The organism is Pedobacter miscanthi (assembly GCF_032678605.1).
GTDB lineage: Bacteria > Bacteroidota > Bacteroidia > Sphingobacteriales > Sphingobacteriaceae > Pedobacter > Pedobacter miscanthi_A.
The window spans coordinates 34686-59886 of the sequence record NZ_JAVTSU010000027.1 but is presented as its reverse complement, the minus strand read 5'-3'; the positions used below and the strand labels follow the sequence as shown (position 1 = coordinate 59886).

General features: G+C 39.9%; 17 protein-coding genes and 1 pseudogene. 9 read left to right on the top strand and 9 right to left on the bottom strand.

Annotated features, from left to right (window positions below; genetic code table 11):
* Positions 1-2 precede the first annotated feature (2 nt).
* From R2R28_RS26750 to R2R28_RS26735, 4 genes are all read right to left on the bottom strand, one after another.
* A complete protein-coding gene (locus R2R28_RS26750) occupies positions 3-1118 on the bottom strand; it encodes an imelysin family protein (protein ID WP_316828723.1) in 1116 nt (371 codons plus the stop codon).
* A gap of 74 nt (positions 1119-1192) precedes the next feature.
* Positions 1193-2290, bottom strand: a complete 1098-nt coding sequence (locus R2R28_RS26745; RefSeq protein WP_316828722.1) for a DUF4856 domain-containing protein — start codon at positions 2288-2290, stop codon at positions 1193-1195.
* Between the two features lie 91 nt (positions 2291-2381).
* On the bottom strand, positions 2382-3005 hold the full coding sequence (locus R2R28_RS26740; protein ID WP_316828721.1) for a response regulator transcription factor: 624 nt from the start codon (positions 3003-3005) through the stop codon (positions 2382-2384).
* Positions 3006-3267: 262 nt separating this feature from the next.
* Positions 3268-3918, bottom strand: a complete 651-nt coding sequence (locus tag R2R28_RS26735; protein ID WP_316828720.1) for an NAD(P)H-binding protein — start codon at positions 3916-3918, stop codon at positions 3268-3270.
* A gap of 3 nt (positions 3919-3921) precedes the next feature.
* On the opposite strand from R2R28_RS26735, the gene R2R28_RS26730 reads away from it, so the two are divergent.
* A complete protein-coding gene (locus R2R28_RS26730) occupies positions 3922-4149 on the top strand; it encodes a DUF4209 domain-containing protein (RefSeq protein ID WP_316828719.1) in 228 nt (75 codons plus the stop codon).
* Positions 4150-4517: 368 nt separating this feature from the next.
* Positions 4518-4727, top strand: coding sequence for a hypothetical protein (locus tag R2R28_RS26725; protein ID WP_316828718.1), 210 nt, complete (start codon positions 4518-4520; stop codon positions 4725-4727).
* Here the strand turns inward: R2R28_RS26725 and R2R28_RS29250 are convergent.
* Entirely contained in the window at positions 4667-4921 is a 255-nt protein-coding gene (locus R2R28_RS29250; protein WP_410479201.1) for a DUF6922 domain-containing protein, read from the bottom strand. The genes R2R28_RS26725 and R2R28_RS29250 overlap by 61 nt on opposite strands.
* Before the next feature lie 40 nt (positions 4922-4961).
* Between R2R28_RS29250 and R2R28_RS26720 the strand changes: the two genes are divergently transcribed.
* Positions 4962-5213: a hypothetical protein gene (locus tag R2R28_RS26720; RefSeq protein WP_316828717.1), complete on the top strand. Its 252-nt coding sequence runs from the start codon at positions 4962-4964 to the stop codon at positions 5211-5213.
* Between the two features lie 517 nt (positions 5214-5730).
* On the opposite strand, the gene R2R28_RS29245 is transcribed toward R2R28_RS26720, so the two are convergent.
* The 3 genes from R2R28_RS29245 to R2R28_RS26710 all read right to left on the bottom strand — a co-directional run bounded on the left by R2R28_RS29245 (position 5731) and on the right by R2R28_RS26710 (position 7176).
* A complete protein-coding gene (locus R2R28_RS29245; RefSeq protein WP_410479200.1) occupies positions 5731-5946 on the bottom strand; it encodes a GIY-YIG nuclease family protein in 216 nt (71 codons plus the stop codon).
* 86 nt (positions 5947-6032) lie between these two features.
* Positions 6033-6449, bottom strand: a complete 417-nt coding sequence (locus R2R28_RS26715; protein ID WP_316828716.1) for a hypothetical protein — start codon at positions 6447-6449, stop codon at positions 6033-6035.
* 10 nt (positions 6450-6459) lie between these two features.
* Positions 6460-7176 carry a hypothetical protein gene (locus R2R28_RS26710; RefSeq protein ID WP_316828715.1) on the bottom strand — a complete coding sequence of 239 codons (717 nt, stop codon included), beginning with the start codon at positions 7174-7176 and terminating at the stop codon, positions 6460-6462.
* 407 nt (positions 7177-7583) lie between these two features.
* On the opposite strand from R2R28_RS26710, the gene R2R28_RS26705 reads away from it, so the two are divergent.
* On the top strand, positions 7584-8252 hold the full coding sequence (locus R2R28_RS26705) for an NAD(P)H-binding protein (RefSeq protein ID WP_316828714.1): 669 nt from the start codon (positions 7584-7586) through the stop codon (positions 8250-8252).
* A 131-nt stretch (positions 8253-8383) separates the two neighbouring features.
* A pseudogene (locus R2R28_RS26700) lies at positions 8384-8513 on the top strand (hypothetical protein); the annotation flags it as partial.
* A 275-nt stretch (positions 8514-8788) separates the two neighbouring features.
* On the opposite strand, the gene R2R28_RS26695 reads toward R2R28_RS26700, so the two are convergent.
* Entirely contained in the window at positions 8789-12949 is a 4161-nt protein-coding gene (locus R2R28_RS26695) for a two-component regulator propeller domain-containing protein (protein WP_316828713.1), read from the bottom strand.
* Positions 12950-13347: 398 nt separating this feature from the next.
* Here R2R28_RS26695 and R2R28_RS26690 point away from each other — a divergent pair, with 398 nt between their 5' ends.
* The 4 genes from R2R28_RS26690 to R2R28_RS26675 all read left to right on the top strand — a co-directional run bounded on the left by R2R28_RS26690 (position 13348) and on the right by R2R28_RS26675 (position 25201).
* Positions 13348-16533 carry a glycoside hydrolase family 2 TIM barrel-domain containing protein gene (locus R2R28_RS26690; protein WP_316828712.1) on the top strand — a complete coding sequence of 1062 codons (3186 nt, stop codon included), beginning with the start codon at positions 13348-13350 and terminating at the stop codon, positions 16531-16533.
* Between the two features lie 168 nt (positions 16534-16701).
* Positions 16702-19455 (top strand): glycoside hydrolase family 2 protein, encoded by a 2754-nt coding sequence (locus tag R2R28_RS26685; protein WP_316828711.1) that lies wholly within the window; start codon positions 16702-16704, stop codon positions 19453-19455.
* A gap of 19 nt (positions 19456-19474) precedes the next feature.
* Entirely contained in the window at positions 19475-20716 is a 1242-nt protein-coding gene (locus tag R2R28_RS26680; RefSeq protein WP_316828710.1) for a PQQ-dependent sugar dehydrogenase, read from the top strand.
* 1377 nt (positions 20717-22093) lie between these two features.
* Positions 22094-25201: a TonB-dependent receptor gene (locus R2R28_RS26675; RefSeq protein ID WP_316828709.1), complete on the top strand. Its 3108-nt coding sequence runs from the start codon at positions 22094-22096 to the stop codon at positions 25199-25201.

Here is a 25201-nt window from a genome sequence, read left to right as displayed (position 1 = left end):
GATTAGTCTCCGTCGTTGTCGCCATAGGTGATTAATATGCCCAGCGATGAGGTCATATCCGTTTTAAGCAAAACCGTTAATTTTTGCAGTTCGGTATACACCGCTGTTACCGCTGCCGGCGTATTGGTTATCTGCGTGGATAATGGATCGGTTAAGGTCTGAACTTTAGCAATGGCTACCGTAAACTGATTTTTTATGACATCGTTCAAAGAACCGCCATTGTATTTGGCATTGGCCTGTATCAGGTAGTCGTCGAAACCACTACCATCTTTACCGAGGTAAACATTTTGTAAAGCCTGTAAGTGCAATAGCACGAGTTGTGCTGAAATTTTTGAATAATAAGCCTCAACTTTCTGAGGAAAGGTATTGCCCATCGACTGTGCTCCAGCCGGAACACCAACCTGATAATTTTTCAAGGTTTCGTAATCATAAACAATCTGGTTAATCAACTGTCCGGTAGAACTCCCCACATCGGTGCCCGTTGCATTGATGAAAGTGTTTTTATAAGTGCCATTCCAGGCATTCAATACAGTTGATGCATTGGTTTTCATTTCGTCAGCCAGGCTGGCCAGATAAGTTTTCCTGTTGGCTGCCTTGCTATCGCTGGTATATTGAACAAGTATTGCTGCATTGTCTGTACCTGTGCCAAACAACAGGTAATCAAGGGCAGGCAGGCCTTTTGCCGATAGGTTAGCTAATAAAAGCGGATTGTATGTGCCCGAGTTCACATTGGCGTTAATTTGGTTCACATCGGTAGGGTAGGTGTTTGTGTTTACGCGAAGACCTACATCGCCCGCTGGCCCAAATTCGTATATGGAAGTAGATTGCCATTGTTTATATGCGGCCTGGAAAGCATTTTGTAATGTGGTCAATTTAGCCAGGTCAGGTGCCGCATTAAAGGCAGTTACTGCAGCATCCAGGCTTACTGCGGTAGCCAGGTACGCCGTATACGCTGGGATAATCATGTTGGTACTCATGTTGGTTAGCATAGCCTTACGGTCGAAGGAAGAACCTTTGTCGCCCGTTCCGTTATCATCGCTGCTTGCTGATTTTTTGCAGGATTGAACCAATATAAATGCCGATACGGCTATAATGGCCAGATAGATAATTTTGCGCATAATATTAACATTAAAACCACCCCTGCTTTAACAGCATGGGTGGTTAATTTATGATTGAATGATTAATCTTTTGTTTATAGGATATCTTTTACATCCTCAAAATTGTATTGTTTGGCAACAGCATCCCTGATGGTATTCACATCGGTTAGCGTCAGATCATAAAAACTTTTTGGGAACAGGGCCAGCAGAGTTGTAATCTGTGCATCGGTAGTAATCCTTTTTGGATTGTATTTAATCGAGTTCACAAAACCATATAGTTCAGATACACGGCTGTTTCTAAGAATATTGTCGTTTATTGACTCTTTTGCCTCTTTTACTTCCTGTAAAGCAGCGGCTCCAGTTAGTCTTTCCATCGTAGTGAGGATAATATTGGCCTGTGCCACAATTGTTGGTTTATCTTTAGCACTGATGGCTGCCCTTCCTTTTAAGAAAGCGTCCATCAGGATTTTATTGGCCTTAAAACCATCATCAACCTGTGTGCTGTAGCTGCCCCAAAGTTTAGCGCCAACTTTATTGGTCGGGAAATCGATAGGTACGCCCCAGTAACCAAAGGCCAGATCCCATGCATGTTCTAAGGCCGTTGAACCGTTTACAAGGGTGGTATTGTCGATAGTCTGGTTCGCAGCCGCGTTCATTGTAGTTACAATCTGATAAGTAATCAAACCGCCCATTAAACCTTTGTTAAATACTTGCGCGTAGTTTACGCCAAGACTGGTTAGTGCATATTTCGATGCGTCATTTGCCGAACTTGCTGCTACACCAGCTACACCTCTGCTTGCAGGGGTAGAAGCTACTGCATTTACTTTACTTAGCGAATCGATCGCGCTCAGTACATCTATTTTATAAGCTGCGGCAAACTGATCGTTAAGTTGTAATCCTGAGGTATTATACGCTGCCGTGGTAAACGGTGCATTGGTATTGGTCAACATTGCTTTTGCCTTTGCACCGTCAAAAGTACCTGTCAGGGCATTTTTCATCAGGTTCGATATTTCGGTAACCATGCCCAGGCGGGTAGTGGCATCAGCGAAATTGGCATTGGCAAAATTATAGGTTGTAGGTACTGTATAAACAGGTGTAGGTTCTTCTGGTATAGGTGAATCTGATTTTTTGCAGCCCGCCATAAACAGGAGTACCGCCAAAGAAAGGATGATTGCCGTAAAAGACTTTTTCATATCGTTGCTGATTAGTTTAATTTTATGGCTCAAAATTAGAACGGACAGCACAGGCAATCAATACCCCCTCGGGGGTATATTTATAATTGATCTAAATAAAGATATCGTTTAGGTAACTTAAAATCAGGATCAGTTCGGAGGCATGTTTAAAGGTAAAACCCAACTTTTTGATGATGTTTTTGCGGTGTGTTTTGATGGTGTGTACACTCAAAAATAGCTTATCGGCAATGTCCTTATTGGTCATCCCATCGGCTATAAGCTGTACAATTTCCACCTCTCGGTACGAAAGATTGGGTTCTATGCCATGAAAAGGATTAACAGCATCCCGGCCACGTATGGTTTGTAAAGTTTGTTCACAATAAAAACGCTCTCCTTTGGCAGTTGCATAGATGGCCTGAATAATTTCGTCGCGACTGCATCTTTTGAATACCAAATTCTTCGCGCCTTTATTGATGAGTTCTAGAATATGGTCTCTGCTTTCTTTGTTGGAGAGTAAAAGAACCCGAGAGTCTTCCAAATGAGGATAAACAAGAGTGTCATCGCTAAAATCGTTGTCCATCAAGACTACATCAGGCTTAAGGTCGTTTACCAGTTTCACCAGTTCAGTAATGTTTAATGCCGTGCCGGAAATACCGATATCGTCAACTGTAGATAAAATAGATACCAGGCCTTCTTGGGTAAGAATTTGGTTATCTGCAATTACTACGTTGATCATTGTTGTTATTTAGACTTTGTATAAACAAAACTACGTAAATTATATGTCCATTGGAAAATTGTAATAGTATTAATAGGGTTTAATAAAAAAACTATGATTTTTCCTTTGTGGCAATACGTGAGAAACGACTAAGGAGTTGCCTCAGTAAATTTTTTCCCTGATCAGTTTGATCAACAAATCAGGTTTGTCGTTTTATGGAGTAATATGGTTATGGCTGGGAAATAAAATTTCCAATGTAATTGTTTAACCGATAATTTTTCTCTTAAAATCTGAAAATATCATCTAATTCTACAATGTGTTTCCCATTTGGAAGACTATTTGGGGCCTTGGCCAGTTTTTCGGCCAGCAAGGAAGTGGGGAGGGGCTTGAATTTTTTGATCAAACCTAAAGCGTTCAGGAATTTTAACACACCAGCCGATATCTTTTCACCCAGTCGATCAGAGTCTTTTCGCAATAAAAGTCCCGGTCTGAAAATGATGTACTGATCCAGGGCCAATTTTGAAATATCCTCTTCCAGTTCGCCTTTTAATTTAGAATAAAATACTTTGCTGGTAGCAGAGGCACCATAAGCAGATAATAAAACTACCCTGGTCATATGGTTTCTTTTGGCAATCTCTGCAAATTTCAATGGGATGGCATAATCGATATGCCGTTGTTTATCTTTTGATCCGGCCGCTTTTAGTATGGTGCCAAGGCATATAAATAATACATCGCCATTAATCTGTGCGGATACTTTTTCCAGATCATCAAAATCAGTCAGAATTTCTTCCAGTTTGGGATGGGTGATTTGAGTAGTACGGCGTACAAATATGACAACCTCTGTATAGGTGTTATCCTGCAACAATACATTCACTAGGTCTTTTCCGGTAGCACCCGTGGCTCCGATGATCAGCGCTTTAAAACCTTTAATCACGTATTGGAAGATGAGATCGTGAAACGCGCGTTCGGTGAGGAGACCGTCTATTATTTCAAAGTATTGTTTACGGATCCACGGGGCTGGAATTTAAGAAATCAGGTAGCGCATGGCTTGCTAGAGCCGGAGCACTTTAACCAGCAAACGGCCCAGCGCCTGATGCATGCGTTCTTCTGCCTCGGTATGATTCGTTGGCAGAACGACCCACCTATTACCCTAGAGGAAGAATAGAGACATGAGCATCGAATTAGCGCAAGAACACAACTTGAACTATTACAGGGAATTAGCACTGATTATGAACAATGATTAAGAGAGGAGACTTTAAGGCATGCTTTCCCTTTACGGATGCAAGGGTACATTATATTTTCCTTGCCCGTTGTTCTGCCTGACATGGATGCTAAAAATATATTCCAGTAAACGAATTACGATTCCATCAGCATCTTCGATACGGTTTACTACTTTGACAACGACAACTTGCAATTGCGCAGTAGATTAGATAGAATTAAAGTCAATACCTAGCAGTTCTACATCTTATCTATTTGGGCGAAACTTACAGAATAAAATTTTACTATTTTAGTATTGAAATAATTATCTAAAAAATGACCGGCTTAATTCAATTCTTAACCAAAATACAAACTTTCAACCTCCTTATTGTTACCACAGGTGAACTGAAGAGCCCCATGAAAGAAGATGGAAATAAGCCAGCTTATAGCCTTGCGCACGAAACCCACTATTATGATTCGTTTACCTATAAGAGTGAATCCATTGTATTGCCTTTATCAAGCACCCGTTCGATAACGGTTTTGTAACTCCTGTTCCAGTCCAGTTTGTCAAAATCAAAGTCCCAGAACAGTACCTTTGGAAGGTCTGGTCTTCTGACCTTTTGTATCAGTGGCTGTCTTTCAATCTTGATTTCATCGTTTTCGAATGGAACCTGGATAAACCGCTTCAAAGTGACCCCATCTCGCCAGAAATAAATTCTATATAAAGTATTGTTTGTCATTGGGTTATGAATTTGGCGACAAGGGGTCAAATAAATTGGTTTGTCCACTATTGGAGTTCTACCCTCTTTAGTGGCTGATTATCGGGAGATGTTGGTGGAAGCGGGAGAACTGGATGACGAACCAAGCTGTTCGCTTGCCGAGGCATTGAACAAACAGGATCTTTTTATCAATTCGGTTCTGGCCAATATGGGGTCATCATTTCTGTGGCAGATGTTGCGTACAGGGATAATAGAAAACCGTGGTTTCTTCCTTAATCTTGGCGGTTTAAGGACACAGCCTATAGGGATGTAGTTGTTTTTTAAAACTTTCCGGCGGCGGGCTTCGCCCGCCCGTTTTTCGGCAGCGGTTTTCCCTGGCACCACGCCCTGTCAAAAACAGACTGCCGCGTTTAAGATGTGCCTAAATCATCAATGTAGTCTATCAATAAGTTGGACGCATTAAGGATTTATAGTATTTGCCTGTTTTTGTTGAGTTATCTACTGATTCAATCCTTATCGTAAATGTCATATTCACTACTGCAAAGTACCTCGAACTTTTTGAAAAATTCGCCCCGATGGTAAAACATGTAGGTAACCGGGCTGGTCTTTAAACCTGTTCCCGCTATGTGCCAGTCTGATTCACATATTATCTCCATCAATTGGTCTTCCGTAAAATTGTATATATCTTCATTTTGCACGTAAATCAGTATACAGTTGTTTTTTCCTGCGGTTACCAGCCATCCGCGCTGAATGAAATATTCGGCCAGGAGCAACGCTCTCGCCTTAACATAATCGCTTGACTCATTATAATCCTCGCTACTTCATTAACTCTAACGGTTCGAAGTGTTCTCATGAACTTTTTTTTCTAACCTCTCGGGGTTTGATGTCAAAGCCCGAAAAACAACATTGAACTGTGATGGCAAAGCTGATCCCCAAAGGTCATTAGCCCGGTCTTCCGGAAGTCTCGAAGTGCGTCCTATCTTGATAATGCCGGGCATCGCTTCGTTGGTCAGGATATAAACAAAGCCTACAGAGAATTCTATCATAATTGGTAGCTGGTTGAACAAATTTTAAATTAACCTGCAAATCACCATGCTGAAAAACAAGTGGCCAATTTTTGGGATATCCAGGCTTAAATTTCGTTATATTCCCACACGCCGGAAATGGTAAGCAAAGTCAGTCCAGGTTGTTTTTCACCATAGCTGAAAACACAAATATATTTTGAATGACAAGACGGACAATCTGTTCCAAAGTACAATGTTGGTAAATTATTTACTGTCAATTCTCCAAAGTGAAGTAAATTTATGGAGGTTTCGGAGACAATTTTATTTTCTAATAATTCATTTTTAGCTAAAACCTTTTCGTTATTGTACAATTGGAAAATCGGAAAGCCTGATTCATAAGGTGTTATTTTGATGATATTTTCGTGGCTACAGTCAGAACATTTGAATTTTACCTCTGCTGAGTTACCAATCTCTGCATTACTGAACGTGTTTTTAGCAACAGAAGCCTGTTTTTTAACGAATATTTTTTTTGAAATCGAATACATCTAAATGATTTTATTGTGCAATAACTACGCCAACAGCCCCCGGGTATTTTCCACTCGGGTTTTTCTTAATTGTTACTTTAATATACCCTTCCTGAGCCAATTTATTCCAGGTTTTTTGGTAGCCAGTCGCTGGATCGATCGGGATTTTCCACATCGTCTGTTTTCCATAACCCGCCTGATTAAACCAGGGGATAATATCTGCTGTTTGGCCTTTGAAATTTAATGAATTATTTAAAACTTCTATTTCATAATAAAAATCATAAGTATTTTCCGGTTGATTCAAGGCCCTTTGCCCGAAGGTATACACAATTCCATTGATAACTGGACTCGTAAAACTTCCTCCTAAGGTTGGAGCTCCTGTTCCGCTGTAGGTTCCAATCGCACCACTGTATCTATCGTATTTCTGTCCCATTGTGATTGGTGTATCATCTACTGTATTAAAACCTCCGTTTGCAGGTGGCCATTTTTCGTTTAAATTGTTGTTTATAAATAGCATTTCCAGTTCGCCCCACTTTTGTTTCTTATATAAATCGTAAACCTGGTCCCTCATCGTCTGGCTTACAGTGTTTGAAGGATCATAGGTCGCAGCCAGTTGGTTTGCGTTTTTGTAAAATTCAGTGGTTACCGTAACTGGTGGTTCATCTAAAAGACCATCCTTATCTGAGCGACAAGCCACAGAGAATAGTGCAATGTTTAAAAGTAATAGGTACTTTAATAAATTTTTCATAGCTGTTAATTTAGTTTGGTAAAGGGATGATTTTAAAAATGGATTGGTAATGACAGTAGAATAAGACATCAAACTGCATTGCGAATCTAATATTTTTTAATGATAAAAAATACAACTTAACAACATTATCAACTATATATTGCCCTCACTGGCTCATGTATGCGACTTGTGAAAATATGCAGAAGGCATGCTTACACCAAAGCGCCGAAATAAAAAAACTGAAATTATGCGATTTTAGACTTAACATTTCGAAATGATAGATGAGCTTAAACCGGAAACACCGGGTAAGTCCCAGCTACTGGAATATCCAGGTGAATCTTAAAAATGTAAAGCGAACTGTATTTGAACCGACGGTAATGGCAAATAGGAATTTGATCTTTTATTAAGTAATTTTAGAATAAAAAAATATGAAAGCACTGATCATCGGAGCTACTGGCGCTACAGGAAAAGACCTGGTTAATGTACTTTTGCGAGATCCTGAATATACAGCAGTGACAATATTTGTACGATGTCCAACGGGGATTTCAAACCTGAAGCTGACTGAAGTCCTAACCGACTTTGAAAATTTGGATGAAGTTTCTGGTCAAATTAATGGAGAGGTGCTATTCTGTTGTCTTGGAACGACATTAAAAGCTGCCGGTTCGAAAGATAACCAACAACATATCGATTATGAAATTCCGTTAGATTTCGCTGTACTTGCCAAAAGCAATGGCGTTAAGCGCATGGTATTGTTATCTGCCTATGGCGCTTCCGCCAAAAGCAGGGTATTTTATTCGAGGCTCAAAGGTATGCTTGAAGACGGCGTTGCAAAGCTTGGATTCGATCAATACATTACCTTCAGGCCTGGTTTATTGGTGCGGAAAAACTCAGATAGGGTAGGCGAACGTATATCAGAAGGCCTGTTGAACTTTCTCAATGGGATAGGAATAGCCAGAAAATTCAAGCCGCTACCCACCGCATTACTGGCAGAAAAAATGGCCATGGCACCAAAGGTTTTTAATGGCGGTCAGCTCTTTTTGGAGCTGGATGAAATCTTTAAAGACAAATTGGAAGCAGGTGCGCCTAAGAAGCAATAGTGGAGACAGGTCTGTTCATTTTTGATACTTATTTGCCAATCACACCATTCTATATCCTGGTCAGAAACGAATATTCTTATTGTCCGTTTACATATTTACTTTAATCCTTGAAAGCCTTAACCGATTAAAGAATGCAGCGTAACTGGATAGGGAAAAGTTTTGGTGCATCTGTTAAGTTTAAAATTGAGACTTCAGACTCCGGACTATATTGAAGTTTTCACCACGCGTGTAGATACCATTTTTGGTGTTTCTTACCTGGTACGCTGTTTTTAACAGGGTATGTGTAAATTTTTGCCATTGGTATGTAATTGGTATTGCTTTAACAGTTAATTTACAAATGCCCGGTATGAACCGATTTATACTAACGCGAAACAGGCTGTTGTTCTTTTTCTACTTCTTAGCAGACGCTGTTATTCACAGGTAAATATTGACGCTGGATAATATTTTTTCAAGATATAAACAAAGGAGTCCTGGTTGCCAGTTTTCTTGATGATGAATAATCGGTTAATATGTAAGATCATGTCTCAAAATGGTGGTCAATTGTTTTTTTTAAGGGCCTGTATGTATTGTAGGGGTGATTTTCCGAACTCTTTTTTAAACGCCCTTGAAAAAGTAGAGCTGCTTTGGAGCCCGGTTCGTTCGGCTACTTCATAAAGTGGAACATCCTCATGGGTCATAATTTTAATGGCTTTTTTTAACCGTGTTGTTCTGATGAAGTCTCCAACTGATTGATTGGATATACTTTTAATCTTCTGATAGAGCTTTGTTCGGCTAATGAAAAGGCTGTTACAAAGATAGTCGACGTCTAACCCCGGATCTTTGATGTTGTCCTCTATCACATTCAAAAGTTTGCTGACAAATTCTTTATCTTTATCAGAATGCACAAGTTCCGTTGCTTCGCTTAGGTAATTTTTAGCATACTTATCTTTTATTCGCTCCGATTGTTCGAAAAGGTTATGTATGGTTAGCAGCAGGAGCTCAGCGCTTATGGGTTTTGCAAAATAAAAATCTGCACCCGATTCCATACCGGCAATTTTGGCATCAATGGCATCCCTTGCAGATAAAATAATGAAAGGAATGTGTCGGGTTTCAAATTTTTCTTTGATCAGTCTGCAAAATTCAATTCCATTCATTCCAGGCATCATCACATCACTGATAATCAAATCAGGGATGTGTTCTATGGCGAGTTTAAGGCCATCATTGCCATTTCCGGCCTGATAAATTTGATAGGTGTCTGATAATGTTGATTTTAAATAAGCTAAGAGTTCATCGTTATCTTCTACAATTAAAACCCGTTTTCCGGATTTCTCCTTAGAAAAAAGGCTGTTATCTTCTTTTTTAACTGATGGGGCAAGTATCGAATGGTCTATTGGTTCAAGTTTGTGCTCCAGGGAATGATCGCCTGATAAAATTTCGTTTTCCAAGTAATCGCCCTTACCGATTGGGATGCCGATAATGATTTCAGTTCCCTGATTTCTTTCGCTATAGACATAAATGTCGCCTTTATGCAATTCGGTAAGACTTTTTACCAACGCCAAACCAACTCCGGATCCTAAATGCTCTGTGCTGACGCGATAGTAGCGGTCAAAAATCTTATGGATGGATTCATTGGATATTCCGATGCCTGAATCATAGATACGGAAATAGATATGCGCTTTTCCATTATGGGTTTCGTTGATCAGTTTAAAACCGGTACCATATGCAGGCTCAAACTTGTTGATGTCAGTCAATATTTCAAATAAAATCTCTCCGCCTTCTGGTGTATATTTAAAGGAGTTGTTCAGCAGATTGAAGAGGATCTTTTCTACGAGTTGAATATCCAGAAATCCTGTTAATGATAGGAAAGCATCCGGTGTGGTCCTTGTGGTAAATGAGATGTTTTTTTTAGTTGCTAATGCATTAAATTCTTGTGCCAGATTATTGGCGAAATCTTTAATAGTAACTTCCTGCACCTGAAGTTTGATGATTTGGTCGGCAATCTTCCTAAAGTTCATAATCTCACTGATAAGATTTAACAGCCTTTTTGCATTTCGGTGCATCAGCTGATATGAACTGTCGAGTATTTCACTTTGGTTCTGTTTGATTAAAGTTTCCAGGGGTCCAAGGATCAGCGTAAGCGGCGTTCTGAATTCATGTGAAATATTAGTAAAAAACATCAATTGCTGATCGGAAAGTTCTTCCTTATGCCTGTGCATTTCTGCTCTTCGGTTTTCATTTACTTCCCTGATTGCGATTTCTCGTTTAAGCCTGTACCAACGTGCCTGAGCAATGTAAATAGCGGCCAGGCCGGCAATAAGAATAATAATATAGAGCGATTTAGCCAGGGTTGATTTCCACCATGGAGGTGAGATTAAAATAGATGTTTCTGTGGTAATATTACTCCAGATTCCATCATTATTTGTTGCCTGAAGGATAAATTTATAAGTTTTAAAATCCAGGTTGCTGTAAGCTGCACTTGGGTTTTTTCCATCTGTATATTTCCATTCGCTGTCGAATCCTGTTAGCTTGTACCTGTAGTTACATTTTAACGGATTTGCAAAATGCATGGCCGAGAAAAAAATGATAAAATTATTCTGTTTATGGTCAATCTCAATTGCATTCCCATAACCGATTGCATCACTGCTTAAATGTGCTGTAGAATTAAGGTTGTTATAATCAGGTTTAAGGTTGTTGATCAATATATCGGTAAGAATGGGTTTTGCCTCAATGGTATTTGGTTTAATATCCATTGGATAGAAATAATTTAAACCGTTAATCCCACCAAAATATAAGGTTCCGTCCTCACCTTTAAAAGATGCCCCTACCTTAAAACTATTGCCCTGTAAACCATCATTTTTATCATATCGCGTTAATTTTCCTGTTTTAGGATCAAGACATTCCAGTCCGTTTCCGCCCATCCAGATATTTCCATCATCATCGATTTCCAAACTCTCAACATCATTAAATACGCCGTATTTCCCGTTGTAAATTTTTATGGAATAAGAATTATCTTCTTTCAGGTCAAGCCGGTTTAATCCACCCCCTATGGTACCGATCCAGTAGGTATTGTCACGCTGTTTACTTATCGGGTAGGTATAATCAGAACTTAGCGAATTCTTTTTCTCCGATCCCCGGTATTCAAAGGTTTTTGTAATATTGCCCTGTTTGTCAATGTAAAGCCTTTTTAAACCATTGGTACTCGAAACAAAAAGCTGCGGTTTATTTCCATCTGCAAAAATAAAATAACCCTCACCATAATATTTAACTTTGAAATTGTTTTCGCCGTCTCGGTATATAACACCAAATTTCTGGGTATGGTTACCAAACCAGATATTTCCATAATAATCTTTAACCAGTGTTTCGATTACATAAGATGGGAAATTTTCATATCCTTTTGGTTTATAAATGGTGGTTCTATTTGGTGCCAGTATCTCTATTCCCCCGTTTGTACCTATCCATAAGTTTCCGTCGTTATCTTTCGTTAATGCCGTTACCACATCATTTTTTAACCGAGTGGACGAATTGTATGTATTATAAAAAGTAAAGTTTTTCGACTTAAAATCATACCGGTTTAAGCCATTTCCTCCCGTTCCGATCCATAAATAATTTTTCTCCGAAAAGATCGATCTTACAAAATTTCCGGAAAGGGAATTAGCAGATTTAGGATCGTTTTTGAGGGTGTAAAAAAGTTTTTCGTTTAAGTCACAATAATTTACACCGTTGCCAAAGGTGCCGAGCCAGAGGCAGCCAGATCTGTCGATTATTGCCTTGGTAAATGAATCTGAACTCAGGCTGGGCGTATTCTTGTTATTTACGGACTGAATAAAATCCAGATTATGATTTAACCTGATTAACCCATTGCCTGTATTTAGCCAATAATCTGATTTTCCGTTCTGAAATATGTCTTTTATCCTGCTAATCTCCCGATGGGTAAATTGTTTGGTCACTGTTAATTGTTTGTTGGTTTTTGCGGGAACCAAATAAATAGTGCTTGCGTCTGCCGTAATCAGGTTGTTCTCCTGGTCAATATAAACGAGTGATAAGTTTTGCCCTGGCAAGCCTGTAATCTTAATGCGATTTAGGTGCTGGGTTTTATCAATCGTCCAGATCCCCGTATTGCTCGATAAATAGATGGTTCCGTTGTTGCCAAGAAACAGATCAGAAAACCTGGTTTCGTTAGGTTGATTGACTTTTAATGGCATTAAAAAAGTATCTTGAAGGTTGTAGACCTTAAGCACTCCGTTAATGAGTCCATAAATGCGGTTATCAGAAGATTTCACCATTTTACCTAAATATGGAGAGATCTTACTTGTTGTTTCTACCAGATCGTGATAACGTTCTTTGCGTGGATCAAAATACTGCAGTCCATCTTCAGTACCCAGCCAGATATTTCCATCGCTGTCTGGATAAACAAAGCGGATCCTGTTTTTGTAGGCATTTTTTATCGGGTGGTTATTATTATAATACTTATTAATAGTATAACCATCAAATCTATCAAGGCCAAAATAAGTGGCAACCCAGATATAGCCTCTATTGTCTTGTGCGATATCGTTGGCATCAGTATGCGATAGCCCTTCATCAACAGTAAGGTGCTTAAAGTTAAACGAATATGGTTGTGCTGAAATATTGGAACTTCCTCCAAGGATGATCAGAAATATTAAAAGAGCCATTTTAGCTACCTCTGTGGCAATCAGCGATGACCGGTTTTTACTCATCATTTAAGCGTTTGGGTTTTGGTGGTGGAATAGCTATTTATATCCTTAGTTGAATTAGCAATTTAATGACAAAAGTTCAAATATCTTTTCTGCGATTGTAATTTATTTCTTGCGCTATAGGGTTAGATAAGGATATAAAGCAAAAATGAATTTATAAGTTGAATAATCAGTTTTTCGGCCCGATAAAATGTACATGCGGCTAAAAAAAATGCATGATTGGACAATCAGGCAAGGTTATTATTTGGAGTAATTTGTAACAACCAAATAGGGGAGATCAAACAGCGGCGAAATTATCCCGTACCTGAAGGTTAAAAAAATGAAACACAAACCTGTCATCATTATAGATCATGGTGATGATACACACAAATAACCAACCTAATAATCAATTTCTTAAAGCCTTTATGTGCAAATTATTCCTTAACAAACCCATCTGGATCCTCGTTCTTTTACTTGCCTACTTTACTGATTCAGATGCTCAACATAAAGAAGGCAATTTTTTATCTAAACAGGATACCGCATCGGTTCCCAGAGAGATCGAAGATCCTGAGAACATCGGCATCAATAAAGAGGCAGCCCATGCAACCTTAATGCCTTATGCCAGCTTAAAGCAGGCGCTTGCAGCCAACAGGCATGCCTCAACTTTTAGTAGAAGTTTAAATGGCATGTGGAAATTTAATTGGGTAGACTGGCCTCAGAAACGTCCGGTTAATTTCTATAAACCCAGTTACGATGTTTCTGGCTGGAAAGAAATCAAGGTGCCATCCAATTTTCAGGTAGAAGGATATGGTACACCTTATTACAGTAATTTCAACTATATTTTTCAAAAGGATTTTCCCCGTGTGATGAGCACACCTCCTGAAAAATTTACCGCTTTTAAAGAGCGAAACCCGGTGGGGAGTTACCGCCGCGATTTCACCGTTCCGGCAGAATGGAAAGGCCGCAGGATCTTGATCACCTTTGATGGGGTAGATGCAGGCTTTTTTATCTGGGTAAACGGACGCAAGGTTGGCTATAGTGTAAATAGCCGCAATGCCGCAGAGTTCGATTTAACGAAATACCTGCAAGCGGGCAAAAATACTTTGGCTGTAGAAGTTTACCGTTTTACCACAGGAAGTTACCTGGAAGATCAGGATATGTGGCGTTTGAGTGGCATCTTCAGAAATGTTACCCTTTGGAGCGCGCCATTACAGCACATCCGCGATTTCTTTGTTAAAACAAATCTCGATAAGCAGTTTAAAAATGCTGAAGTAGTAGTGTCTTCAAAAATAAAAAATTATGGTACCACAATTACCAAAGCTAAATTTATTGATGTTTCACTGTACAACGGCTTAACATTGGTTGCCGGTGCTTCTAATAAAAAAATGATACCAGCCTTAAAGCCTGGCGAAGAGGTAACGGTCGATTTAAAATTTAATGTCAGCAATCCCAAAAAGTGGACTGCCGAGACACCAATACTTTACACCACGGTAATCAAGCTCAAAGAGGGCAATAAAGATATAGAAATGCTATCATCTAAAACTGGTTTCCGACAGATCAAAATAAAAGGAAGGCAGTTTTTAGTCAATGGCGTGCCTATCAAATTAAAAGGTGTCAACCGTCATGAAAACTGGCCTGATGTTGGTCACGCGGTAACAGAAGCACAGATGATCAAAGACATAGTGCTGATTAAACAGGCCAATTGTAACCACGTTCGTACCAGTCATTATTCTAACGATCCACGTTGGTATGAACTCTGTGATGAATATGGAATTTATCTTGTGGCAGAAGCCAATGTGGAATGCCATGGGGCGATGAACGAATTTAACGATGAGCCGCGTATTAAGGCCGCTATTATTGACCGGAATGTGGCCAATACGGAAAATTTCAAAAATCATCCTTCCGTAGTCATCTGGTCGTTAGGCAATGAAAATGGCAGTGGGGGTAAAAATTTCAGGGCAGCATTACAGGCCATAAAGGATATCGACTCCACACGCCCAACCCATTATGAAGGTTTTGGTATCGGTAAAAATAATCCTGCAGATATCGACAGTCAGATGTATACCGATGTGGCAAGCCTTGAGCGACATGCGAATGATCAAAACCTGAGTAAACCTTTTTACCTGTGCGAATATGCGCATGCCATGTTCAACTCCATGGGCTCGGTTGATATTTATAATGAACTTTTCGATAAATACCCGGCTTTACTCGGTGGAGCCATTTGGGAATGGCAAGATCAGGGTATTTATAACAACCGTGATCCAAAGCATCCGATTACCGCATTTGGCGGTGGTTTTGGCGAGTATCCCAATGATCAGTACTTCATTCATAAAGGCGTGGTGTTTTCTGACCGTTCGCTTAAACCGCACTTTCCTGAATTAAAACATGCTTACCAATGGATCAGTATCCGCGAAAAAGACCTTAAAAATGGTGTTATAACGATTAAAAACCGTTATCAGTTTACCGATATCACCAGTTTAAATGCCAAATGGGAATTAACAGAAGATGGAAAAATACTTTCTTCGGGTGTATTTGTAACTGGATCAATCAAGCCAAATAATGAAAAAGAGATCAAAATTCCCTATACGGTTAAACCTAAAGCAGGTGCTGAATATTTTGTAAGGATTTCTTTCGAACTTTCTGCTGATAAAAACTGGGCGAAAAAAGGATATGAAGTTGCATCTCAACAATTTGAACTTCCGGTTGCTATTCCTGCCGCATCTACACAGGTTTCGGGTAGTTTAACCATGAACGATTCGAAAGAAACCATAGCGATTAAAGGAAGTGGTTTCGCCCTTGAATTTGATAAAGCGAGGGGTACTTTTTCTAAAATGGAAAAAGATGGCAAAAACATTCTTCAATCTGGAGGTGGCCCAATGTTGCACCTGTGGCGCGCACCACACCGTAAAGATGATATGTGGGCCTATCCAGATTGGGAGAAAAAAGGTTTAAAGTCGATCAGTTGGGTAGCCAGCGATCTTAGTGCCAAACAAATTGATAAAGGTACAATCGAAATTAAAGTAAAGCTTACCGGATCGGGTAAGCAGGATTTTACGGTGCATCACCAGGTTACTTATACCATTAATGCAAATGGATTGATCAACGCAGAAAATAGTGTCGATTTTAGTGATCCTAAATTAATATTGGCAAGAATTGGTGTACGTATGTTTTTAGATCGGGATCTGAATAAAATCGACTATTTGGGCCGCGGACCAATGGAAAATTATGCCGATCGGAAGAGTGGCTTTGATATCGGTCACTATTCTGGCAGTGTGGTAAGCCAAATGACACCTTATGAGAAACCGATGGAAAGTGGAAACCATGAAGATGTAAGATGGGCGAAAATCACTACGCAGGGCGGACTTGGATTAAACATCAAACGCGGAAAAGATCTTTTTCAACTTGGCGTTCTGCCTTACAGTGATGAGGAAATGGAAAATGTGGAATATAAAATCGATTTGCCTAAAAGCAAGGGAACGGTATTGTGTATCAGCCATAAAACATTGGGCGTAGGCTCTTGGGGCTGCGGACCAAAACCGTTAGAACCATACCTCGTTTATGCAAAACCAACCTCTTTTAGTTATCAGATTTTACTTACTGGCAAACAATAAAAAGCAATTTAACCGGGTCTATAGTTCGCTATAGGCCTGCAATTGTATTAAAGTAGTTAGCTAGTATTACCTAAGCGCAAATTCCATTATCTTGTAAACGCCAGATTTAAAGACGGTAAAAAGTTTCTAAATCCAAAAACGGTTACTCATGCTAATTCCAGATATCTCATGATTAAAAAATTACTTTCTTTGATTTTATTATTGGTTTCATACCAAGCTTTTTCGCAAGAAACCATAAGAACTTACCTTTCTGGTACTGATAAAGACCATACCAAACAGTGGGATTTTTATTGTACAGAAGGCCGTAAAAGTGGTGTGTGGACCAAGATTGCTGTACCATCCAACTGGGAATTGCAGGGTTTCGGTAGTTACAACTATGGTCATGATAAAGATAAAGCCAAAGAGCAAGGTATCTATCGACACGAGTTTAACCCAGGTAAAATAACGGGTAAAAAGGTATTTCTTGTTTTTGAAGGCGCCATGACCGATACCAGGGTTACCATTAATGGAAAACTTGCCGGAGATGTTCACCAGGGAGGATTTTATCGTTTTAAATATGATATCACTACCCTGTTAAAGCCAGAGGGTAAGAATTTACTGGAGGTTACGGTTAATAAAATGTCCGATAATACTTCCATTAATAACGCTGAACGGAAAAGTGACTTTTGGGTGTTTGGTGGTATTTTTAGACCAGTTTATCTTGAAACCGTTCCCGATAAATTTATCGAACGCGTAGCAATTGATGCAAAGGCAGATGGTTCGTTCCAGCTTGATGTATATGGTCAAAACCTGAATGCGAACGACGTGATCGAAGCACAGGTGAAGAAACTGAACGGAGAAAATGTAGGTAAGCCTTTTTCAATAAAAGCAAATCTTGCGGATGGCATGCAAAGCCTGAAATCCAGTTTCTCACATCCTTTGTTGTGGAGTTCAGAATTTCCCAACTTGTATCAGGTAGTGGTAAAGTTAAAAAATCAGCAAAAAATACTTCATCAGGTAAAACAGAAATTCGGTTTTCGTACGCTCGAAGTACGTAATGGAGATGGCTTTTATGTAAATGGCGTTAAAATACTGCTAAAGGGTGTTAACCGCCATAGTTTTTGGCCTGAAACCGGACGTACCTTAAGTTTGGCGGTGCACCTGATGGATGTAAAGTTGATGAAAGAAATGAATATGAACGCCGTTCGCATGTCGCATTATCCCCCTGATGCCGAGTTTCTGGATGTTTGTGATTCGTTAGGTTTATATGTAATTAACGAACTTACGGGTTGGCAGGCTAAATATGACAATACGGTTGGGCACAGATTAGTTAAGGAACTGGTGATTCGGGATGTGAATCATCCATCCATTATTTTTTGGGCCAATGGCAACGAAGGTGGCTTTAATACCGATCTTGATCACGATTATGCGATGTACGATCCACAAAAACGTACCGTAATACATCCTTGGGAGAAATTTAATGGTACCGATACCAAACATTATCCAGACTATAATTACATGGTTAAAGCTGCAACTTCCGGTCAGGAAGTTTTCTTTCCAACCGAATTTATGCATGCCCTGTACGATGGTGGTGCAGGCGCAGCTTTGGATGATTTCTGGAATCAGATGTTAATCCATCCGCATGGTGCAGGTGGTTTTATCTGGGCCCTTGTTGATGAAAACGTAATCAGGACAGATAAAAAAGGCATCTACGATGGCGACGGAAATCATGCACCAGATGGCATTGTTGGGCCTCACCGCGAAAAAGAAGGTAGTTTTTATACGATAAAGGAAATCTGGTCGCCTGTTTTTGTTGATCTGCCAAAAATCGATGAAAAGTTTAACGGTAAAATATCCATAGCCAACCGTTTCGCTTTTACAAACTTTGATAAATGCACTTTTAAATGGAAACTGGTCAACTTTCCTTCTGCTAAAGATGCCTCAACAAAGGCCATTATCCAGGCGAATGGATCTGCCTTATCAAAGCTTAAACCAGGTACAAAAGGGATTCTTGATGTGCCATTACCTAAATCGTGGGCACAGAGTGATGCTTTATATTTAACCGCTTACGGACCCGATCAAAAAGAAATATATACCTGGAGCTGGCCTATAAAGGCGGCGAAACTGATTGCCGATAAACAAGCGGGCATCACATCAAATTCTGTAATCAAAACATCAGAAACCGATGGAATGCTTTTGGTTAAACAGGATGGCAATACCTATTATTTTGATAAGGCGACAGGTTATCTGGATAAAGTTGTTAAACCGAATACTTCTATTTCATTATCGAAAGGTCCTTTGCTGGCAGGGGTAAATACGGAGCTGAAAAATTTCACTTTTAAAGCACAAGGACACAAATATATAGTCGAGTCCGATTATCAGGGTACAGGGAATCTGCATGCAAAGTGGACATTCGAACCCGGAAAACTGCTTAAACTCGAATACCAGTTCAGCCAGCAGGGCGATGCTGATTTTATGGGCATTACTTTTAATTATCCAGAGGAGAAAATCACCGGAATAAAATACCTTGGCCGTGGGCCTTACCGCGCCTGGAAAAACAGGTTGAAGGGACAACAGTATGGCGTTTGGCAAAAAGCTTATAATAATACCATTACCGGCGAAACCTGGGGATACCCGGAGTTTAAGGGCTATCATGCCGAAGTAAACTGGGTAGTGGTAGAGAATAAGGAAGCCCCATTTACGGTCTATATTCCCGATCAGGATACTTACCTGCAAATGTACCGTCCGGCACGCGAAGCTGCTGCATTAAGCAATAATAATGTAGAACCTGCCTTCCCCGATGGGAGTATTGGTTTTTTAAAAGGCATCAGTGCTATTGGTACTAAATTTCAATCTGCTAAAGTTATGGGCCCGCAAAGTCAGAAAAATCAAACTGACGGCAAAACCTTTAGCGGAACTTTACTTTTCGATTTTATCCATTAAACACATACCATTTAACCCAATGAAAAAAATAATTTCTCGTAACACTTCTTCCCGTTCATTTTCAATCTTTCTATTGGCCGCTGTTGCGACGATAACAGTTCCATTGTTTGCGCAAAAGAAAACCACAATTAAAAAGGAAGCTCCAATTCCTGCCATTTCAGTAGGAGTAGAGGTGATCGCTTCAGGCATACAGGCGCCTACGGCAATTGTTTTTCCAGATCATGAACAGGCATGGGTTACCGAGCAGTCTGGGAAAATCAGAGTTGTAAAGGGCGGTAAATTGTTGGATGAACCGTTGATCGATCTCAAAGAAAAGATGGTGAAGTTAAATAGAGGTTATGAGGAGCGCGGCCTGCTTGGCATTGCACTGCATCCGGAGTTTAAGGCCAATAAAAAAATATATCTGTATTATGATATCCCTTCCGTTCAAAAATCCAATCATACCGGAGTTTTGGCAGAATATAAACTTTCAGCTAATGGTGTCAAAATAGAAGAGGTAAGTGAACGGATTATTCTAACCATAGAAGAACCCGATGGGAACCACAATGGTGGGTGCCTGCAGTTTGGGCCTGATGGATACTTATATGTCTCTTTTGGCGATGGGGGCGGCCAGGGTGATGAACATGGCAAAATTGGCAACGGACAGGATATGAATACCTGGCATGGTAAAATATTGAGAATCGATATCAATACTGAAACGGGCTATAAAGTGCCAAAAGATAATCCTTTTATGGGTAAAGAAAATATTAAACCTGAAATATATGCCTATGGATTCAGAAATCCCTGGCGTTTTTCTTTCGATAAAGCAACGGGCCGGTTATTTGCAGGAGATGTTGGCCAATCTACCTGGGAAGAGGTAGATATTGTAAAAAAAGGTGGTAATTATGGCTGGCGGTTAATGGAGGGCACACATTGTTATAATCCCGATAAAGGATGCGAAATAAAAGATATGATTGCACCTATTACCGAATATCATCATAGCGAAGGTGTTTCGGTAACGGGTGGTTATGTATACAATGGCACTAAAAACCAGCAGATAAAAGGCAAATATATTTTTGCCGACTGGACGGGTAAGGGCTATTACCTTAAACCATCAGGAAATAAATGGACAAGGGGCAAACTGTTTTTTACCAATATAGCCGACAATGCTAAAATAACGGCTTTCGGGGAAGACCCATCTGGAGAGCTGTATATGTTAACGAATACTGATACCGGACCTGAAAATAAAAATGGTACGGTATATAGAATTACTCAAAAATAAGCTTGTTTAAACTCCGAAAATTATCTTCGAGGTAGCGGCATGTGGGGCGGAGTGCAACGCATTCGAAAACCATGAAGTGTTCAGCTATCTAAAACTGGTGAGGCAAATCTCCTTATTTCGCTGTTAATTAAGAAAAAGGGTTTCACCTTGATTTTACGCCACTCATAGTAATATGGTTTCAAAGTTACTTTGATTTAGCTCTACCCATGGTAGTGAGCTTTCAAAGTAATTTTGATTTGGTGCCACCACGGTGGGAAGGTTTCAAAGTGAAATGAGCGCTAAGCAGCGTGCCAATACCTAAAATTATACCTCTGTAAAAATCAGGTGAGAAGATGTCTAAAGGTGGTCACAAAAAAAACAAACAGCCTGTTATAATAAACCATCTAAGCCACCTGAGTACATCGAAGTGCTTAACAACCAATTTTTCTTAAGCACTCGGTGCTTGAAGCATTCACCATGTTACAAATATGGGCGTTTAAGCGCTCAAAAGTCTTAGCATAAAAACAAATCCATATTTTTCCTTGCCCCCCGGCAAAAATATCCGCTTAGCGGTAGCCATTATCCTAAAAAAAAAAACATCCTCTACCGCTGTAATCTTCATTTATAGCTGATATATGTACGATCTGCCAAAAAAAATGGATGATTGGACAATCTTCTGAACCACATATTTGAAGTTATTTGTATCAACCAAATACGAATATTATAAGCATCCTTTTCCGAAAAAACGTGTGTTCTTTTTTGCCGATACCATTGATGAAATATAGAAGCTAAAGTTTAGAATCAGTAAAACCTTTTACGTGCTATTGAAACTTCTTTTTAGGTTTCCAAAGCTGTGCTAAAGCACAAATAAATTTTTTACTGATCAAGAGACGTTTGGAGACGGATTTCATTTATAAACAAAGAGATTAAAATTTAAAGCCGATAACACACAATTGACGTTTTGAAAGTGGAGCGGCCGGTATTTTGCCGGCGCTCTTTAAAGCCCTCTGGTAGCTTTTAATATCAGAAAAGCAAAATACCTAACCGGTTTTTTGTGCAAATAAGGACCGAAAAAAACTGACCAGGTGAAACCATGAGCCACAATAATTTTAAATACCAATTCAGGCATCAGTGCAAAGATGAATTCCTTTTGAGCGATAAGCAGACGATCTACCTATGGATTGCATATCCATTATTTCATTCAATCCCATCTACCTTTTTGAAATTTCATGAACTGAGTTTTAACAACAGCAGAAAGGAGGCCACTTTGATCAGATAATTTCCTTAAATCATGGGTGCATCATCAGGCTTAGGAATCGATTTTCAAAATCTACTGTCAGCTCCAGATGTCATCCAGCCAACAATTTTCCAAACAAATATTTAATTAAAACTAACCAAATGTATAAAACTTATACAGCATACCGATGTGGTAAACCATTCCACGTAGAGCCAAAATTAATCTATTCCATAAAAATGTTCTTTGCTGTGGCATTGCTGTTGCTTTTTACGAATGTATTAATGGCACAACAGCTTCAGATAAACGGTAAAGTAAGCGATGTTAAAGGATTGCCCCTTCCCGGAGTTTCGGTAAAGCTAAAAAACGGCAGTGCTTCTGCGCTCACAAAAAAAGATGGTACTTACAGCATTGGCATTAACTCAGCCAATGCAACCCTGATCTTCAGTTTTGTAGGTTTCCTTAATCAGGAAATTGTAGTTGGCGATCGTACAAACCTCAATGTCACCCTAAAAGAATCTGAAACCGGGCTTGATGATGTAGTTGTTGTTGCGTATGGCCAGCAGAAAAAGGTTACCTTAACCGGCGCCATCAGTACTGTAAAAGCTGAAGAACTTAAGCAACCTGTAGCTAATCTTACCAATTTACTCGCCGGGCGGGTAGCAGGGGTTATCGGTGTACAACGTAGCGGCCAGCCAGGTTATGACAATTCCGAAATTTACATCCGGGGTATCTCAACCTTTACCAGTAGTGGACCTCTAGTTCTGGTAGATGGTGTACAAAGGGAATTTGCCAACGTAGATCCTGAAGATATTGCCAGTTTCAGTATCCTTAAAGATGCCTCTGCAACTGCTGTATATGGCGTAAGGGGTGCCAACGGTGTAATTATTATTGAAACAAAAAAAGGTAAACTGGGTAAACCGGTTATTAACCTTCAATACGACCAGGGCATAACCCAATTTACCAAGATCCCTGAATTTGCCGATGGTGTAACTTATCTGCAGATTGCAAACGAAGCATACAAGAGTAGCAATCCCAATGATCCCAATCCAAAATATTCGGCAGACAGGATCAATAAAACTGCTTCTGGAACAGATCCGGATTTATATCCAAACGTGAATTGGTTTAATGAACTGTTTAACAAAACAGGGCAAAACCGGCGCGCAAGGGTGAATGCCAATGGCGGTTCGGAAAATGCACAATATTATCTTTCTCTAGGTTATTATGATGAAGAAGGTCTCTTTAAAACCGATGAGCTTGCAAGTTATAATTCAGCCATTAAATTTTCCAGGTACAATTTTACCTCAAACCTAACCCTTAAAGTAACCAAAACTACAAAGGTTGATTTTGGTGCATCCGGCTGGATCAGCAATGGTAATTATCCGGGCAGTTCAAATGAATCAATCTGGGGCTCGGCCTACATCATGCCACCAATCCTGATACCGAAGGTATATTCCAATGGGTTAAATTCCGCAATCAGGACCGGGGATATTGCCAACCCATACACCCTATTAACACAAACGGGTTACATCACCGAGTTCAGAAGTCAGTTATGGAGCAATATCAGGGTTACGCAGGATCTGGGTATGCTGTTAAAAGGGCTCTCTGCTACGGCTATGTTTTCTTTTGATAATTATAATTCACATACCATCAAACGCACAAAGTCAGTGGATGGCTATCTGGCTAAAGGAAGAGATGCGGTTACCAATGCCCTTTTATTTGATAAAGTTTCTAACGGTACCAGTTTTCTTGGCTACGAAAGAAGTAATGGCGGTACAAGGCAGTTTTCTTCTGAAGCCCAGATTAATTATAACCGTAATTTCGGTAAACACGCTGTAGGCGCAATGGCTATTTTTAATGCACAAGACCGAGAAGATGCTTTTGCAGGTGATTTTATCGCCTCAATCCCTTACCGCTATCTTGGTGTTGCAAGCCGTGCCACCTATGCATATGATAATAAATATCTGGCCGACATCAATTTTGGTTATAACGGTTCTGAGACTTTTGCGCCGGGCAAACGTTTTGGCTTCTTTCCCGCTTTCAGTGTGGGCTGGGTATTGTCTGAAGAAAAATTCTTTAAACCCATCACAGATATTATCCAGTTTGCAAAAATCAGGTATTCGTGGGGGCAGGTTGGTAACAGTGATATCGGAGGGCGTAGGTTCGGCTATATTGCTACAGTTAATGGCGGTAACGGCAATTATTCTTATGGTAACGGAGTTGAGCAAAATATCAATGGTTACGATATTGGCGATTATGCCGTAAACGTGAGCTGGGAAAAGGCAACCAAACAAAACCTTGGGCTTGAGCTGAAAACGCTTAACAATAGTCTATCCATCACAGCAGATGTTTTTCAGGAATATAGAACCGCTATTTTCCGTCAACGTGGAGATGTTCCTGAATATGTGGGCGTGAGAACCTTGCCTTATGCAAATCTTGGCGAGATACATAACCGTGGTCTGGAAGGAACCATCGACTATAATAAAAGGCTGGGTGATGATTGGCAGTTGGGCCTGAGGGGATCTATGACCTGGACCAGGGCAATGGTGATTAATGATGCCAATGCTCCATGGCCATACCCGTGGCAACAGCGTATCGGTCGAAAATTCGGACAACGTTTTGGTTATACAGCCCTTGGCCTTTTTACAAGTGATGAGGATGTGGCAAACAGCCCTTACCAAACCGGCACCAACAAAGCTGGTGATATTAAATACAAAGATTTGAATGGTGATGGAAGAATTGATGGATTTGATCAGGGGCCGATTGGCTATGGTTCAATCCCGGAGATTGTGTATGGTTTCGGTCCGACAATTAACTGGAAAGGTTTTGCGGTTTCTGCCTGGTTTAAAGGGATTAGTAATGTTGATGTAAGCCTTAATGGTGACGGCCTGCAGCCTTTTAGCCAGGGTGGCGAACGTGGCAATTTATTGGCACAGATTACCGATAGATGGACACCAGAAAATCAGAACCAAAATGCAATGTACCCAAGACTAACCTATGGTAACGACAATATGAACTATGCAAATAGCACCTGGTGGGTGAGGAATGGAGCTTTTTTACGTTTGCAAACCCTTCAGCTGAGTTATGATTTCAATAAAGCGAACTGGCTTAAAAAAACAGGCATGTCTAATCTGAGCATTTACTTTATTGGCTATAACCTCTGGACGGTTAGTGATTTCAAGCTATGGGATGTAGAATTGGGTGATGGTAAAGGGGCAAATTATCCTTTGTTAAAAACCTATAACCTGGGCATCAAATGTACTTTTAAATAA